The following is a 16,806-nucleotide window of genomic DNA, read 5'->3' on the forward strand; positions in this document are numbered from 1 at the left end:
AATGAATTCCCCCGGCAGAGCCGGGGGGGGGCTTACTCGATACTCAATTATGTAATTAAACGCTTTTCCAACGAAAGGAAAATTTCTTACGCCGCTTAGAACTGAAAGCGAATACCTACCGCCGTGCTGATCACCGAAGCGCTGGTCTTGGTCTGAACCGTGCTGCCGGCCGTGGGGCCGGGGCCAATCGCCAGCTGGTAGCCGTTGGCGAGACCGTCCGACACCTTCGAGTACATCGCACCGCCGTACACGTCGAAGTACTTGTTGAAGCGGTAATCGAGAACCGCCGAGAACGCGTCGAGGCTGCCGCTGCACGAACCCGCGCTGGCGTCCGAGCACGGAGCGCGCACGACTTGACCCGAGCTGACGGTCGTGTGGTAGTCATTCTGGTCGTAATGGTAGTAGCCGACGCCGAGGCTCAGTTCCTTGTTGAAGTTGTACTTGCCGCCGACCCACGAAACCTGCAGCACCTTATCGCGCGGATAGGCGTTGTTGTTGACGAAGGCGATGTGGTAACCGCCAATCGTCTCGAAGTTGGCCGCAAGCGGGTTCGACGGATTCGAGTAGGTGATGCGCTCGTAGCCGCCGGAGAGCTTGAGGGCGTCATTGACCTTGTACGAAGCCGCCAAGGTCCACGACTCGTTGTCCGAGATCGTCGCGGCGAGCGAGTCATGCGACACGCCCGGAGTGATGAGCTGAGCGGCGCTCAGCGACGCCGCTGCGATCGACTGGTTCTTGAACGCATACACGCCGTCGATCGACAAGCCGCCGAAATCCGCACCGACGTTGACCTGACCGCCATCGCCCGGGCTGCCGCTGTTCTTGCCGAACTGCCACAAGCCGCCAACGTGGAAGTTCTCGTACTTGTACATGTACTTGATCGAGTCGTCGGCGCGCGTGTTCTCGGTGTTGCCGCCGCCGGCGGTCGCACCCGAGTAACCGATGACCGAGAACGCGTAGGCACCGCCCTGCGGGTCGTACTTGTTGATCGTGTCGGTGAGCAGGGTGACGTGGCGGCCAAGGGTCAGCGTACCGAACTGCGCGCTGCTCAGACCGGCCCAGCCCTGACCATTGAAGATCTGCCCGGCGCGAGCGCCGTCGGCAGCTGTTTTCTGGTCGCTAAGTGCACGGCCGTTGTTGTACGTGAGCGACTTCACCGCGTCGGAGATGCTGCCCGAAGCCGGGTTGAAGCCCATTTCGACGTTGAACACGAAGTTGAGGCCTTCGGCGATCGGCTCGGTGCCCTTGAGGCCGACCTTGGACTGGCTCATCGCGTTGTTGGTGACCGACGTGACAGATTTATTGCTGTTCTTCGAAACCAGGTATTCCATGCCGACGTACATGTCGTGGCTGTAGTCGGTACCGTGGTTCTGATAGGCCACGCCGACGTCGACGGTGCCGTACAGCGTGATGCCGTTCCAGGTGAGATTGATGTCGTCCGCAGCCAGCGCGGAAGTCGACGCGCCGATAGCGGCGAGTACGGCGGCGCAAAGCAGCGTTTTCTTTGCAGACACAAACGCTCGCGTATGAATGTGCTTCATGGGAATTCCTCGGGGTAGTTATGTGGGAAAGGCTGAAGTCTGTATGGCCGCGCGTGCGCCAGAACACGCAGAGTCCCTGCTCGTCGGCGCACATGTTAAAAATTCAATGTGACAGTTATTTGACGGCGGCAATGGTTCCAGCCTCCCCGCCCGAGTCCAATTGGACCAAGGTACCAATGGCATCCCATTGATCCCAAATGGTTTTTACTCCAGCGGCCGGCGCCGGGAGTCAGCCGGGAATATGTTTCCGCCAGCAAAGCAGCCGCGCGCGCGTGCCGCCCTCGGCCGATTCGTCGATGACGAAGCCGAAATCGTGCAGACGCGCGATGGCATCGACGAGACTCAGCCCGAGCCCGCTGCCGGGCACGTTGCGCGCCTCATCGGCACGATAGAAACGCTGCAGCACCGACTTGCGCTGATCGGGCGCGATGCCCGGCCCCGAATCGCTCACCGCGATCACCGCGCCCTGCTCGACGCTGCACAGCGACACGCCGATCGTGCCGCCGGGCGGCGTGAACTTGATCGCATTGTCGATGAGGTTGCCGACCGCCTCGAACAACAATTCGCCATCGCAGGCCGCGGTCGGAGTCGCTTCGATGTCGAGCAAGAGGCGCACGTCGCCCTGCGCCGCGAGCGGCTCGTAGAGCCCGACCAGCTTGCGCAGTATCGGCTCGAGCGGCGTCGGCGACACGCCGGCGCGGCGGCGCTTGCTCTCGATCTCGGAGATGCGCGACAAGGCGCGGAAGCGCGTCAGCAGCAGGTCGGTCTGAGTCAGCGCGTGATTGAGCGCCACGTGATGCGGCGACGCGTCTTCGAGAGACTGCACAGTGCGGTAGATCGACGCGCGCAGACGCGTGAGCGGCGTGCGTAGATCGTGGGCGATATTGTCGCTCGCGGTCTTCACCTCGCCCATCAGACGTTCGGTTTCGTCGAGCATCGCATTGACGATCTGGGCGAGCGCGTCGAGTTCGCGGTTGCGCCGCCCTAGCGGCAGGCGCTGACTGTAATCGCCGTCGGCAATGCGCTTTGCCGCGCGGTCGATCTCGCGGATATGGCGCACGGCCGGCAGGCTGTAGAACACACCGCCGAGCACGCCGAGCAACAGAATCACCCCGGCGATCAGAAAGCAGCCGCGCAGCAGCGATTGGCGGATCTGTTCAAGCAGGGCGACGTCGCGCGCGACGACGAGCACGTTGCCGTTGTCCAGTTTCTGCCCGAGCGCACGGACTTCGAGCGCCTGCGGGAACAGGTCGGCACTGCCCTCGGTCTGCAGCGCCTGCGGTTTGCCGTTCACCGTCAATCCGCGCGGCACGCGCGCCAGGTTGCCGACCAGCGCGCGGCCGTCGGGCGCATACACGCCGAAGTAGCTGATATGGCGCACGTCGCGAGCGATTTCGTAAGCGATGTTCTGATCCAGTTGGCCCGGCGTCGCCGTCGAGAACACGTGCGCCTGGCTGCGCAGGATCTGGTCAACCTGCTGGTTCTGGTAGCGCGCGGTCTGCCAATAGATCAACCCAAGCAGGCCGACCACGGCGAGGGCGAACAGGCCGCCGTACAGTACGGTCAGGCGGAAACTGGTAATGCGCCAGAGTTCAGCGAGCATCGCCGAACTGATACCCGGAGCCGCGCACCGTGTGAATCAGCGCGGGACAGCCGGCTTGTTCGAGCTTCTTGCGCAGGCCGGCGATATGCACCTCGATCAGATTCGTGCCCGGATCGAAGTGATAGCCCCACACCGCCTCGAAGATCATCGTGCGCGTCAGCGTCTGCCCGGAGTTGCGCATGAGGAATTCGAGCAACTGATACTCGGTCGGCTTGAGGCCGAGATCGAGATCGCCGTAGAACGCATTGTGCGCGACGCGGTCGAGCGTCACGCCCTGCACGCGCAGTTGCGTCGACTCCACCGACTGCGTCTGCCGGCGCAGCAGGACCTCGACGCGCGCGGCCATTTCATCGGAAGCGAACGGCTTGGTCAGATAATCGTCGCCGCCCGCGCGCAGTCCGCGCACGCGTTCGTCCACGTCGGACAAAGCGCTGATCATCAGCACCGGCGTGTGGATGCGCTGCGCGCGCAGGGCACCGACCACATTGAGCCCGTCGATGTCGGGCAGCATGCGGTCGAGCGTGATCACGTCGTAGTCGCCACGCAGCGCGAGCTCCAGGCCCTCGCTGCCGTTATCGGCGCGGTCGACCTCGAAGGCGTGCGCGGCCAGTTCGGCGACGATTTCGTTGGCCGTGCTGTCGTCGTCCTCGATGACGAGGATTCTGCCCTGCACGGTGGTGGTGGTGGCAGTCATTGTGTCGTGCCCAAAGGAACCGTACGGGCTGCGTCGAACCCGGCCTTTGCCCATCCGAACCGGGCGTGCCGGTCGGATCGCATCGGCGCGCGCCCCTACAGTGAGCCACGAAGCCGCAGCGATCACAACCGGAAGTTGTCGATATTAAGAACCTTTAATCGCTGCGCCCGATATTAAAAAACTTTAAACACCGGGCCCCGGAACATTGACCTAGCATGCCGCATCCGTAACGGCACCACGGCCGCAACCGAAGCCCATGAATTCGCTGATCCGCATCGCCCTGTCCCGCCCGTACACGTTCATCGTGCTGGGCATCTTGATCCTCATCATCGGCCCGCTCGCGATCCTGCGCACGCCGATCGACATTTTCCCGAGCATCAATCTGCCTGTGATCAGCGTGGTGTGGACCTACAACGGCCTCGCCCCGGACGACGTCTCCGACCGCATCGTCACCTACTTCGAGCGGCAGATGACGACGACGGTCAACGACATCGAGCATATCGAGTCGCAGTCCCTGCCCGGCGTCGGCGTGGTCAAGGTGTTCTTCCAGCCCGACGTCAACGTCAACGCGGCGATGGCCCAGGTGACCGCAATCGCCCAGGTCGTTCTCAAGCGCCTGCCGCCCGGCATCACGCCGCCGCAGATTCTCTCGTACAGCGCGTCGAGCGTGCCCGTGCTGCAGCTCGCGCTGACCAGCAAGACGCTGACCGACCAGCAGCTCTTCGACCTGTCCAACAACTTTATCCGCCCGCAGCTCGCCCAGGTCGAAGGCGCGGCGATTCCTTCGCCCTACGGCGGCAAGAACCGTCAGGTCGTGGTCGATCTCGATCCGAACGCGCTGCGCTCGAAAGGACTCTCGCCGTCCGACGTGACCACGGCGATCCTCGCGCAGAACCTGATCCTGCCGTCCGGCACACAGAAGATCGGCACGTTCGAATACAACGTCACCCTCAACAACAGCCCGAAAGAACTCGACGAACTCAACGAGCTGCCGATCAAGGCGATCGGCGGCAGCGTGATCAAGCTCAGCGACGTCGCCCACGTGCGCGACGGCTACTCGCCGCAGCAGAACCTCGTGCTCGTCAACGGCCAACGTTCGGTGCTGACCACGATCCAGAAGAACGGCAAAGCCTCGACGCTCGACATCGTCGCCCACGTCAAATCGCTGCTGCCGACGATCCAGGCCGGCGCGCCGAAAGGCCTTGAGATCGGCAAGCTGCTCGACCAGTCGATCTTCGTCAAGGCCGCGGTATCGGGCGTGATCCGCGAAGGCGTGATGGCGGCGGCACTCGCGAGCCTGATGATCCTGCTCTTCCTCGGCAGTTGGCGCTCCTCGCTGATCATCGCGGTATCGATCCCACTGTCGATCCTCTGCTCGGTCGCCGCGCTGTCGGCGATCGGCGAAACGATCAATGTGATGACCCTCGGCGGCCTCGCGCTCGCGGTCGGCATCCTCGTCGACAACGCGACGGTGACGATCGAGAGCATCAACTGGCATCTCGAACAGGGCAAGGAAGTGCCGGTGGCGATCGTCGCCGGCGCAGGCCAGATCGCCATCCCGACTCTCGTCTCCACCTTGGCGATCTGCATCGTCTTCGTGCCGATGTTCTTCCTCAACGGCGTCGCCAAGTACCTGTTCGTGCCGATGGCCGAGGCGGTCGTGTTCGCGATGATCGCGTCCTACATCCTGTCGTTCACCCTGGCGCTGACCCTGTCGAAGTATCTGCTCAAGCCGCACGTCGATCCACACGCGCCGACTGCGCATCCAATCGAGGACGCGATGCGCGAAGACCCGACCGAACACATGGCGGGTGGCTACGGCAATCTGCTCGCGCGCTTCCAGCGCCGCTTCGAGCGCGCATTCGAGAGCGTGCGCGAGCACTACCGCGGCCTGCTCGCACTCGCGCTCGCTGCGCCGAAGAAATTCGCGGTCGGCTTTCTCGGCATCGTGTTCGCGTCCCTGCTGCTGATTCCGTGGCTCGGCGAAAATTTCTTCCCGAGCGTCGATGCCGGCCAGATCAAGCTGCATATGCGCGCGCAGACCGGTACGCGCATCGAGGAAACCGCGCGTCTCGCCAGCCAGGTCGAGAAGACGATCCGCCGTATCATTCCGGCCGACGAACTGAAGAGCGTGGTCGACAACATCGGCCTGCCGGTCAGCGGCATCAACATCACTTATTCGAATTCCGCGCCGATCGGCCCAGCCGACGCCGACATTCTCATCTCGCTCAACGAAGAGCACGGGCCGAGCGATGAATACATCGCCGCGCTGCGCGAAGCGCTGCCGCGCGAATTCCCCAGCGCGACGTTCTCGTTCCTGCCGGCCGACATCGTCAGCCAGATCCTCAACTTCGGCCTGCCCGCGCCGATCGACGTGCAGGTGGTCGGCTTCAAGCGCGAGGAGAACCGCGCCTACGCCGAAGAACTGCTGCACCGGATGAAGCGCGTGCCCGGCCTCGTCGACCTGCATCTGCAGCAGGCCTTCGACCAGCCCGAGCTGCACGTCAGCGTCGATCGCGCGCGCGCGCAGCAGATGGGCTTCAGCGAGCGCGACGTGGCCAACGACATGCTCGTGTCGCTGTCGGGTTCGGGCCAGGTCGCACCGACCTTCTGGGTCAATCCGAAGAACCACGTTTCCTATCCGATCGTGGTGCAGACGCCGCAGTACAAGCTCGACTCGCTGAGCAATCTGGAGAACATTCCTATCACCGGCCCCGGCAGCAAGCAGCGCCAGATTCTCGCCGGCGTCGCCAGCGTCACGCGCGGCCAGGGCGACGGCGTGGTCTCGCATTACGACGTACAGCCGACCCTCGACATTTTCGGCGCCGTGCAGGGCCGCGACCTCGGCGCGGTATCGCGCGAGATCGATGCGATCCTGCGCGACACGGAGAAAGACGTGCCGCCCGGCTCGACCGTCGCCCTGCGCGGTCAGGTGCAGACGATGGAGGAATCCTATTCGAGCCTGTTGTTCGGCCTCGCCGGCGCGATCGTGCTGATCTATCTGCTGATCGTGGTCAATTTCCAGTCGTGGCTCGATCCGTTCGTCATCGTCACCGCCCTGCCCGCCGCGATCGCCGGCATTGTCTGGGTGCTGTTCCTGACCGGCACCACGCTGTCCGTGCCCGCGCTGACCGGCGCAATCATGTGCATGGGCGTCGCCACTGCGAACAGCGTGCTCGTGGTCAGCTTCGCGCGCGAGCGCATGGCGCAGGGTGCCGACGCGTTGACCGCGGCGATCGACGCCGGCTACATCCGCTTCCGCCCGGTGTTGATGACCGCGCTCGCGATGCTGATCGGCATGCTGCCGATGGCCTTCGCCATGGGCGAAGGCGGCGAGCAGAACGCGCCGCTCGGCCGCGCGGTGATCGGCGGCCTGATCTTCGCCACCTGCGCAACACTGTTCTTCGTGCCGGCGGTGTTCGCCATCCTGCATGCGCGCGACCGGCACGCAGAAACAGATGGCGCACCGCTTGATGCCCAGCCTGCCGGGGCCTGATCGACAGAGACGGGCCCTTCGCCAAGAACGACTGCACTGTCTGCGAACAAACCAAGCTGAAACCGGGCGCGGCCGGTCCGATCGATACCGACGCGCCTTCATGAGAGAAGAGATATGTCCGCCAACCGTTCCGCCGCCACTCCCTCGCCGCGCCGCCTGAGACTCGTCGGCATCGTCGCCCTGGTCGTCGCGCTTGCTCTCGCGATCACCGGCATCGGTGCGCGCACTCACCGCGAACACGCGCTCAAGCAGAAGGTCGATACCGACTCGGTGCCGACCGTGACCCTGATCGCCCCGGCGGCCGGCGAGTCGAAACAGCAGCTCGTGCTGCCGAGCAATGTGCAGGCGTACTACGACGCGCCGATCTACGCGCGCGTGCCCGGCTATCTGAAGAAGTGGTACGTCGACATCGGCGGCAAGGTGAAGGCCGGCGACGTGCTGGCCGATATCGAGACGCCCGAACTCGATCAGCAGTTGCAGCAGGCGCGCGCAGACCTCGCCACTTCGGTCGCCAAGCTCAAATTGGCCGAAACGACCAACCTGCGCTGGCAGAAAATGCTCGCGGCGACCTCGGTGTCGAAGCAGGAGGCCGACGAAAAATCCAGCGATTTCGAGGCGCGCAAGGCGGAAGTCAGCGCGCAACACGCCAACGTCGATCGGCTGCAGGCGCTGGCCGGGTTCAAGCGTGTGGTCGCACCGTTCGACGGCACCGTGACCGCACGCAAGACCGACATCGGCGCGCTGATCAATGCCGGCAGCGGCAGCGGTCCCGAACTGTTCCGCGTCGCCGATACGCACAAGCTGCGCGTCTACGTCGACGTGCCGCAGGCCTATGCGGAGCGGATTGCGATCGGCATGCAGGCCGCGCTGCAACTGCCGGAACGGCCCGGCAAGACCTACCCCGCCGCCGTGGTCAGCACGGCGAACGCGATCAATGAATCCTCACGCACCCTGCTCGTCCAGCTCGAAGCGGACAACGCCGACGGCAAGCTGATCGCCGGCTCTTACGCCGACGTGCATTTCGATCTGCCGGCCGCAGCGGGGTCGCTGCAGCTGCCGGTCACCGCGCTGATCTTCCGCCAGAACGGCCTGCGCGTGGCGACGATGGGCGGCGACGGCAAAGTGGTGATGAAGAGCATCCAGATCGGTCGCGACTACGGCACCAAGGTCGAAATCGTCGACGGCCTCGCGGCCAGCGATCGCGTGATCGACAGCCCGCCCGACTGGCTCGCCCAGGGCGACAAGGTGCGGCCGCAGCAGGCCGCGCAAGGCGATGCGAAACTCGCTGCTGCCGCGGCGCAGCCGGCCAATGCGCAAGCCCAGGCGGGAACGCACGAATGAACGCGCTCAAACCCCTGCTGCGCACGCTCGCGCTCGCCGCAGCGACGGCGGCCTTCGCCGGCTGTTCGTTCGCGCCGAACTACGAAAAGCCCACGACCGACGTGGCCGACACCTACAAAGAAATCGGCCCGTGGAAGAACGCGGCGCCGTCCGACCAACTCGAGCGCGGCGACTGGTGGCGCGATTATCGCGACCCGACGCTCGCCGAACTCGAAGCGAAGATCGACGGCGCGAATGCCGATCTCGCCGTCGCCGCCGACCGCTACGACCAGGCGCGCGCTTATCTCGCGCAGACACGCAGCGGCGAGTTTCCCGAAATCAATGCCGCCGGCCTCGCCACGCGCAACCGCCAGTCCGATCACCGCGCGCTGCGCTCGGCTTCGCAGCCGGAGTACTACGGCGACAATATCGTTGGCGCCGCCCTGAGTTACGAGCTCGATCTCTGGGGCCGCGTGCGCAACACGGTCGCCGCGGGCAAAGCAACGACGCAAGCCGCGGCGGCCGATCTCGCCTCGGTACGCCTGTCGTTGCACGCGCAACTCGCCGACGACTACATCGCACTGCGCGGACTCGATGCGCAGGAGAAACTTCTCGTCGATACCGCGCATGCCTACGAGGATGCGCTCAAGCTGACCCAGAGCCGCTTCGAGGGCGGCATCGCCTCGGGCCTCGACGTTGCGCGCGCGCAGACCCAGCTCGACGCGTCGCACGCACAGATCACCGACGTGCGTGCGCAGCGCGCGCTCTACGAACATGCGATCGCAAGTCTGGTCGGCGTGTCTGCGTCGAAATTCTCCTTGCCGGCGCAAGTGGTCGATCTGCCTTTGCCGGCAATTCCGGTCGCGCTGCCGTCGACCCTGCTCGAACGCCGCCCCGACGTCGCCGCGGCCGAACGCCGCGCCGCCGCGGCGAACGCGCTGATCGGCGTCGCCCGCGCCGCGTTCTTTCCGTCCATCAGCCTGACCGCGAGCGGCGGCTTCGAGAATACCGGGCATGCGGACTGGCTGACCGCGTCGAACGGCTTCTGGTCGATCGGCCCGCGCTTCTCGTTCGCCCTGTTCGACGCCGGCAAGCGCCACGCCATCGACGCGCAGGCGCATGCCGTGTTCAACGAAGCGGCCGACCGCTACCGCAGCACCACGCTGACCGCGTTCCGCGAGGTCGAGGACAATCTCGCCCTGCTGCATCTTCTCGACGAAGAAGCGAAGCAGGAAAACGCCGCAGTCGCCTCGGCGCAGAACACTCTGCATCTGGCGATGGACCGCTACGAAAACGGCGCAGTGAATTATCTCGATGTGGTCGCCTCGCAGACCGCGGCATTGCAGGCGCAGCGCACCCTGCTCGTCCTCCATGACCGCCAGTTGCGCGCCAGCGTCGGCCTGATCCGTGCGATCGGCGGCGGCTGGTCGGACGCTGAGATGCCGAAAGACCTGAGCGCGGAACTGGCCCACGCCGGCACAGCGACAAAGGCCGAATGAACGCCGCTCGGGCCGCGGCGCTCAGAAACGAAAGCGCATGCCGACCATCGGGCTGAGATTGGAATGGTGCAGATAGCCTGACGCCTGCCCACCCGCCGCCTTGGAATACATCGCGCCTCCGTACACATCGAAGCGCTTGCTCAAACGATAGTCCGCCACCGCCGAATAAGCATCGTAGGTGCCGCTGCATGTCGGCACGCTCGTGTCCGAACAGGACTTCACCCCGTAGCTGTTCTGGTCGTAGTGATAGAACGCGCCGGTGATGTCGAAGTCGTTCGTGATCCGATACTTCAGCCCGCCCCATGAAGCCTGCAGCACCTTGGGCCGCGGAAACGCGGCGTTGTTGCTGAAGCTGAAAAAGTAGCCGCCGAGACCGGTGAATCCCGCCGCGAGCGGATTCGACGGATTCTCGTAGCGGATGTGCTCGTAGCCGAGGAACGCCTTGATTGCGCCAATGAGGTAACTCCCGGCCAACGTGTACGACGTGTTGTCGGAAATCGTCGCTGCGAGCGAATCCTGCGGTGCGGTAGTGGCCTGCGCCGGACTCAGCGAAGCGGCACTGATCGCATCATCCTTGTGCCCGTAAATGCCGTCGACCGAGAGTCCCGCATAGTCGAAACCGATATCGCCTTGCCAGGCCTTGCCCGGACTGCTGTCGGTCTTGCCGGGCTGATAGAGAACGCCGGCACGGAAACCGTCCTGCTTGTAGAAATACTTCAGCGAACCGTCGAGGCGCGCGTCCTGCGTCGCGCCCATGCCGGCGACGACGCCCGACAGGCCGATCACCGAAAACGCGTACGAGCCGCCCATCGGGTCGTACTTGAGAATATTGTCGAGCAACAGCGTGTTGTTGCGGCCGACGGTCAGCGTGCCCCAGGTGGGCGAACTCAAGCCGGCCACGGCCGGCCCGTTGAAAATCTGGCCGGCACGCGAGCTGTCGCCTGCGGAAGTCTGGTCCGCCAATGCCTTGCCGTTGTTGTGCGCGAGCGACGCAAGCGCGTCGGCGAGGCGCCCGGACTGCGGATCGAAGCCCATCTCCACGTCGAACACGAACGACAGATCGTCGGTCAGCGCTTCATTGCCGCGCAGTCCAAGCTTGGATTGGCTCAGCCCGTTCGGCGCGACCGACGTGATCGACTTGTTGCTGTTCTTCGCAATCAGGTATTGCACGCCGACGAACCAGTCCTGACTCAGCGGCGCACCGTGCGACTGATAGGCGACGCCGATGTCGAACGCGCCGTAGAGCGTGATTCCGTTCCAGGTCAGGCTGTCGTCCGCATGCGCCACGCCGGCCCAAGCGCACACAAGCAAGGCCAGTCCGGCGGCGATGCGCCGTCGCGCAAGAATCAATCGGGAAGCCGGCGTGCGAATGGTTCGGGCAAATCCGGCGCTGCGGGCGTAGGTGACCATCTGGCGGCTCCAGGAATCGTCTTCGCGCAAACAATGCAAAAGCCGTGCGCGCGAACCGCATTAGCATGCGATCTGCGGCGGCATTCGTTGCTGACTCTCCCCGCGCCGAGTGGACGATATCCATGCGATATAGTCAAGGAAACACATCGGATTTCTCGACACCAACGAAGGCATGCTGCGGTGCAGAAAAAGATTCCTATCCGGCGCGGCGTTTCTCACGAACGAAAAATTTCTGCGCGAATCGGCATCATGCCTGTAAGGAAATTCGCGCGAAGGCCGTCTTATCGTTGAACGCAGCGCAACATCGATTTGTCTTGCCTGCGCCACAGCCGGGTCATAACGTAGGGAAAGGAAGAGCCAAGGCACCGCGATGCGGTTTTTTTACGCATGCCTTATGACTTTTCCCTCACAACGATATGCACCGGTCGAAGCGCCGAACCAAGGCGCCAATGCAGTCGCCGTAAAAACTTTCACCCACGCAACGGAGCACACCATGACCAACAAACTGATCAAACCGCTGACCCTCGCCATCGGCACGGGCCTCGTCGGCTCGCTCGCGCTCGTCCAGATCGCCCAGGCGAATCCGACCTTCCAGATGAACAGCCTGGTCGCGGGCTACGCCCTCGCCGGCACCGAAGGCAAGTGCGGCGAAGGCAAGTGCGGCGCCACCAAGGGCAAGAAGTGCACGGAGATGCCGGACAAGGCCGCGCAGGACAAGTGCGTCGCCGAAGCGCACGCCGACAAGGCGAAGGGCAAGGAAGGCTCCTGCTCTGCCGACAAGAAGGGCAAGGAAGGTTCTTGCAGCGCGGACAAGAAGGGCAAAGAAGGTTCCTGCTCCGCTGACAAAAAGGGCAAGGAAGGCTCCTGCAGCGGCCACTGAGTACGATGCTTCGTCCAGCCGCCATCCATGGCGCCGGACTCGGCCTGCGGCGGTCCCTACTGGGGCCGCTGCAGGACTGGCGAGCGGCGCAAGAACGCGACGCCGACGCTGCGGGCGCGATCGATTTCTTCGAGGTCGCGCCGGAGAACTGGATCAACGTCGGCGGCCGGCTCGGCAAGACGTTCCGTTCATTCACGGAGCGATTTCCTTTCGTCTGTCACGGCCTGTCGCTGTCGCTCGGCGGCCCCGCGCCGCTCGACGAAACGCTGCTGCACAAGATCCGCCGTCTGCTCGATGAGCACGGCATCGCCACTTACAGCGAACACCTTTCGTACTGTTCCGACGACGGTCATCTCTACGACCTGCTGCCGATTCCGTTCACGCAAAGCGCGATCGATTATGTCGCCGCGCGCATCCGTCAGGCGCAGGACATCCTAGGCCGGCGCATCGCAATCGAGAACGTGTCGTCCTACGCCACGCCGGGCCAGGAAATGAGCGAGATCGATTTCACCAACGCCGTGCTGCGCGCCGCCGACTGCGACCTGCTGCTCGACGTCAACAACGTCTACGTCAACAGCGTGAATCACCGCTACGACGCGAAGGCGTTCATCGATGCGGTGCCGGCCGAACGCGTCGCCTACATGCACATCGCCGGTCACTATGACGAAGCGCCCGACCTGATCGTCGACAGCCACGCCGCTGCGGTGATCGACCCGGTCTGGAATCTGCTCGATCACGCCTACGCGCATTGCGGAGTGAAGCCGACCTTGCTCGAACGCGATTTCCGTTTTCCTCCGCTGGCCGAACTGCTCGGCGAGCTCGAACACATTCGCGCCATCCAACTGCCACGTTCACCCGCAGCGTCTGCACCGCCGCGCCGGGAAAACGCCGCGCGCAGCGCGCGCTGAAAGCGCGGCATTCGACCGTAACCGCACAATCCCCATGCTCGATCTGAACGCGACGCAGTCCCTGCAATACCGCTTCACCGCGCATCTGCGCGATCCCGCGCGCGCGTCCGCGCCGGCCGGGATCGAGGACCGCCGCCTGGAGGTGTATCGCGACCTGGTCTACGCGAACATGGAGAGTTTCATCTCGTCGAACTTTCCGATCATCCGCAGCCTGTACGCCGATGCCGAATGGGAAGTCCTCGCCCGCGCATTCCTGCGCGAGCATCGCTGCCATACGCCGCTGTTTCCCGAATTCGGCCGCGAATTCCTGCGCTGGCTGGAAACGCGGCAGGCGCAGGGACACGACGATCCGCCGTTCCTGCTCGAACTCGCGCACTACGAATGGGCGGAACTCGCACTGTCGCTCGATGAGGCGGATATCGGCGCGGTGCCGCACGATCCCGCGGGCGATCCGCTCGTCGGCATTCCCGTGATCTCGCCGCTCGCCTGTGTGCTCGCCTATCGCTTTCCGGTACACCATATTTCGGCGGACTGGCGTCCCGCCGAAGCCCCCGCCGAGCCGACCCTGCTCCTGCTTGTGCGCAACCGCGACGACATGGTGCGCTTCCACGAGATCAACGCGCTCAGCGCGCTGCTGATCGAACGCCTGCAGCAGAACCAGACGGCGAGCGGAGCCGAATGTCTCGATGCGCTGCTTGCCGGCTACGATCCTGCCACCGCCGAGAACTTGCGTCCTGCCGGTATAGCCGTCCTGCACGAACTGCGGGAACACGAAGCGATTCTCGGCACGCGGCTTTGAGTTTCACAGCCTGCCGTTTGCCTCGGCTTGGATAACGACGCAAGGCGGCGTTTTTTCGTGTAAGGATCGGCGTTCGGCTTCGTCCAATCCCCAACTCGTACACAAGGAACGCTGCCGTGACCAATCTGATTTCTGTCTGGGAATCGCTTACCGCACGCCTGCGCGGCGTCGGCGAATCGCTGCCACCGCTCGTGCTGCGCCTGATCATGGCCTGGGAATTCTGGGAATCGGGCTCGGAAAAATATTTGGGCGACAACTGGTTCACCGATATCCAGTCGAAGTTCCCGTTTCCGTTCAGCGCGATCCCCGCTGACATCAGTTGGGCTTTGGCGACCTATCTCGAACTTGGCGGCGCGGTATTGCTTCTGTTCGGCCTGTTCACGCGCTTTGCCGCCTACAGCCTGATCGTACTGACCTTCGTCGCGACCGCCGCAGTGCACTGGCCCGACATGATTTCGATGTGGAGCGATCTGGCCAAGGGCTATGCGATCACCGACATGGGCCATGGCAACTTCAAGCTGCCGCTGCTGTTCGTCGTCATGTTGCTGCCGATCGTTTTTTCCGGCCCGGGCAAGATCAGTCTCGATCACCTGCTCTCGCGCATCTTGCGTTCCGGGAAAAATATCCCGCCCGTTGCCGACGCCTACGCCTGGGCTCTGGCCAGTCTCGCTCTGGCGATCCCATTCCTCTTGTTGACTCCCTTTTTCGGCGCGACCTTGCTGCTTATCGCTATCGCGCTGGGCCTGTTCGGTCGGTTCGCGCGCGCGTGACGCGGCCATGTCCGAACATTCCACCGACGCAACGACGCCGCGCAGCCATCCGCTGCGCGAAGGGGTTCGCCGCAATGCGGTGGCCCTGATCAGTCTCACCGTCGCCCTGTTCGCCACGAGCTACAACACGTGGCGCAACCAAACGACCGAGGCGCACCGCAACGTGCGCGAAGCATCGTTCAAGCTGCTCGAAGCCTGCGGCGAACTGCAGCAGCTCGCGCAGCACCGCTACTACGGCGGCGATCACTCGCAGATGAACTGGATCGCCGGCTGGGGCAAGGCCACGCTGATCCGCGATATGGCGCCGCTCGTGTCGCCGGCGACACAGGCGCACGCCGACACGCTGTTCGCGGTATGGAAGGAAAATGCCGGCGAACTCGAAAGCGGCAAGGGCAACTCGGAACAGGCCGTCGAATCCGCACTCGATGCGGTCGCCGACGCGGCGCGGGCGGAGTTGCTGGCTTTGCATTAGCCGCTCGCGCTCGTTGCAGGCCTCGATCCATCGGATTGAGATCGCCGACGCGGGCACGTATGCTGCGGCCATGTCTGCAACCAGCACTATCAAATACGCCGAGCGTTTCCGCGGCTTTCTTCCGGTCGTCGTCGACGTCGAGACCGGCGGTTTCGACAACGAGCGCGACGCGCTGCTCGAGATCGCCGCGGTCGTCGTGCGCATGGACGAGACCGGCATCGTGCATCCCGATCCGGCCGTGTCCACGCACGTCGTGCCGTTTCCGGGCGCGAACATCGATCCGCGCGCACTCGAAATAACCGGCATCGACCCGACTCATCCGTTCCGCGCGGCGGTCGAGGAGCGCGAAGCGCTCGATCTGATCTTCCGCCCGATCCGCCGCGCCCTGCGCGAGTACGAATGCTCGCGCGCGGTGCTCGTCGGCCACAACGCCTCGTTCGACCTCGGCTTTCTCAACGCCGCGATCCGCCGCACCGGCTACAAGCGCAGTCCGTTCCACCTGTTCAGTTGCTTCGACACGGCCACGCTAGGCGGCCTCGCCTACGGCCAAACCGTGCTGAGCCGCGCGGTGCAGGCGGCCGGCTTCGAGTGGAACGAGAACGAGGCGCATTCGGCCGTCTACGACGCCGAGCGCACCTCGCTGCTGTTCTGCGACATCGTCAACCGCTGGCGGACGATGAGCGAGGCCTGCGCTACGCGTTAGGTATTGCTAACATTCTGCATCGCAAACTGTTCTCTTTGCCGGAGGTTCGACCATGACCCTGTCGCGAGAGCCGCGCCTGCATCCCGTCGCGATCGCCGACCTGCGCCCGACCCAGATCACGGTCGGCATGCGCGAGGTCGAGGCCAAGCGCAAGAGCTGGAAAGATCATCCCGACTACAAGAAGGCGGAGTTCCTCGGCAAGCATCTGATCCCGGTCATCTGGGGACTGGATGAGCGCTACTACGTGATCGATCATCACCACCTGTCGCTCGCACTGCACAAGGAAGGCGTCAAGCACATCGCCGTCACCGTGGTCGCGGATCTGCGCCGGCTCGACGAAGAGGCGTTCTGGTTCAATCTCGACAACCGCGGCTGGATGCACCCGTTCGATGCCAAGGGCCGACGCCGCGGCTACGAGGACGTGCCGAAGAAGATCATCGATCTGGTCGACGACCCCTACCGCAGCCTCGCCGGCGAACTGCGCCGCCTCGGCGGTTTCGCCAAGGACACGACGCCTTTCAGCGAATTCCTCTGGGCCGACTTCCTGCGCCGCAGGATCAAGCGCAAAGCCATCGAGGCGGATTTCGACAAGGCGCTCGACAAGGCGCTCAAGCTCGCCAAGAGCGAAGACACCGACTACCTGCCCGGCTGGTGCGGACCGATCGTCTGAGGCTGCGCTGCCGGCCGCATGCGGTCTTAGCTGAACGAAAC

14 protein-coding genes are annotated in these 16,806 nt (G+C 64.1%); 10 read left to right on the forward strand and 4 right to left on the reverse strand.

Translation table 11 applies throughout. The features are described 5' to 3' along the window. Window positions 1-95: 95 nt before the first annotated feature. From FFS30_RS20185 to FFS30_RS20195, 3 genes are all read right to left on the reverse strand, one after another. Window positions 96-1,514: a porin gene (locus tag FFS30_RS20185; RefSeq protein WP_249352564.1), complete on the reverse strand. Its 1,419-nt coding sequence runs from the start codon at window positions 1,512-1,514 to the stop codon at window positions 96-98. A gap of 256 nt (window positions 1,515-1,770) precedes the next feature. After that, on the reverse strand, window positions 1,771-3,144 hold the full coding sequence (locus FFS30_RS20190; protein WP_137915013.1) for a HAMP domain-containing sensor histidine kinase: 1,374 nt from the start codon (window positions 3,142-3,144) through the stop codon (window positions 1,771-1,773). Beyond that, the gene (locus FFS30_RS20195; RefSeq protein ID WP_137915014.1) at window positions 3,134-3,838 is read right to left on the reverse strand and encodes a response regulator transcription factor; all 705 of its coding nucleotides are present in this window, start codon (window positions 3,836-3,838) and stop codon (window positions 3,134-3,136) included. Before FFS30_RS20195 ends, FFS30_RS20190 begins: the two co-directional genes overlap by 11 nt. A 256-nt stretch (window positions 3,839-4,094) precedes the next feature. Between FFS30_RS20195 and FFS30_RS20200 the strand changes: the two genes are divergently transcribed. From FFS30_RS20200 to FFS30_RS20210, 3 genes are all read left to right on the forward strand, one after another. Next, a complete protein-coding gene (locus FFS30_RS20200; protein WP_137915015.1) occupies window positions 4,095-7,334 on the forward strand; it encodes an efflux RND transporter permease subunit in 3,240 nt (1,079 codons plus the stop codon). Between the two features lie 114 nt (window positions 7,335-7,448). Beyond that, the gene (locus tag FFS30_RS20205) at window positions 7,449-8,675 is read left to right on the forward strand and encodes an efflux RND transporter periplasmic adaptor subunit (protein WP_137915016.1); all 1,227 of its coding nucleotides are present in this window, start codon (window positions 7,449-7,451) and stop codon (window positions 8,673-8,675) included. Then, on the forward strand, window positions 8,672-10,153 hold the full coding sequence (locus tag FFS30_RS20210) for an efflux transporter outer membrane subunit (RefSeq protein WP_137915017.1): 1,482 nt from the start codon (window positions 8,672-8,674) through the stop codon (window positions 10,151-10,153). Before FFS30_RS20205 ends, FFS30_RS20210 begins: the two co-directional genes overlap by 4 nt. 21 nt (window positions 10,154-10,174) lie before the next feature. On the opposite strand, the gene FFS30_RS20215 is transcribed toward FFS30_RS20210, so the two are convergent. After that, window positions 10,175-11,563 (reverse strand): porin, encoded by a 1,389-nt coding sequence (locus FFS30_RS20215; RefSeq protein WP_249352565.1) that lies wholly within the window; start codon window positions 11,561-11,563, stop codon window positions 10,175-10,177. 493 nt (window positions 11,564-12,056) lie between these two features. On the opposite strand from FFS30_RS20215, the gene FFS30_RS20220 reads away from it, so the two are divergent. From FFS30_RS20220 to FFS30_RS20250, 7 genes are all read left to right on the forward strand, one after another. Then, on the forward strand, window positions 12,057-12,443 hold the full coding sequence (locus FFS30_RS20220; RefSeq protein WP_137915018.1) for a hypothetical protein: 387 nt from the start codon (window positions 12,057-12,059) through the stop codon (window positions 12,441-12,443). Between the two features lie 5 nt (window positions 12,444-12,448). Further along, window positions 12,449-13,351: a DUF692 domain-containing protein gene (locus FFS30_RS20225; protein WP_137915019.1), complete on the forward strand. Its 903-nt coding sequence runs from the start codon at window positions 12,449-12,451 to the stop codon at window positions 13,349-13,351. Window positions 13,352-13,385: 34 nt separating this feature from the next. Then, window positions 13,386-14,150: a putative DNA-binding domain-containing protein gene (locus tag FFS30_RS20230; protein ID WP_137915020.1), complete on the forward strand. Its 765-nt coding sequence runs from the start codon at window positions 13,386-13,388 to the stop codon at window positions 14,148-14,150. A gap of 116 nt (window positions 14,151-14,266) precedes the next feature. Further along, the gene (locus FFS30_RS20235; RefSeq protein ID WP_137915021.1) at window positions 14,267-14,920 is read left to right on the forward strand and encodes a DoxX family protein; all 654 of its coding nucleotides are present in this window, start codon (window positions 14,267-14,269) and stop codon (window positions 14,918-14,920) included. A 7-nt stretch (window positions 14,921-14,927) separates the two neighbouring features. Next, on the forward strand, window positions 14,928-15,392 hold the full coding sequence (locus tag FFS30_RS20240) for a hypothetical protein (protein WP_137915022.1): 465 nt from the start codon (window positions 14,928-14,930) through the stop codon (window positions 15,390-15,392). Between the two features lie 70 nt (window positions 15,393-15,462). Continuing rightward, a complete protein-coding gene (gene rnt / locus FFS30_RS20245) occupies window positions 15,463-16,095 on the forward strand; it encodes a ribonuclease T (protein WP_137915023.1) in 633 nt (210 codons plus the stop codon). Between the two features lie 52 nt (window positions 16,096-16,147). Next, window positions 16,148-16,765 (forward strand): ParB-like protein, encoded by a 618-nt coding sequence (locus tag FFS30_RS20250; protein ID WP_137915024.1) that lies wholly within the window; start codon window positions 16,148-16,150, stop codon window positions 16,763-16,765. Window positions 16,766-16,806 lie beyond the last annotated feature (41 nt).

Source organism: Rudaea sp. 3F27F6 (assembly GCF_005503555.1).
GTDB lineage: Bacteria > Pseudomonadota > Gammaproteobacteria > Xanthomonadales > Rhodanobacteraceae > Rudaea.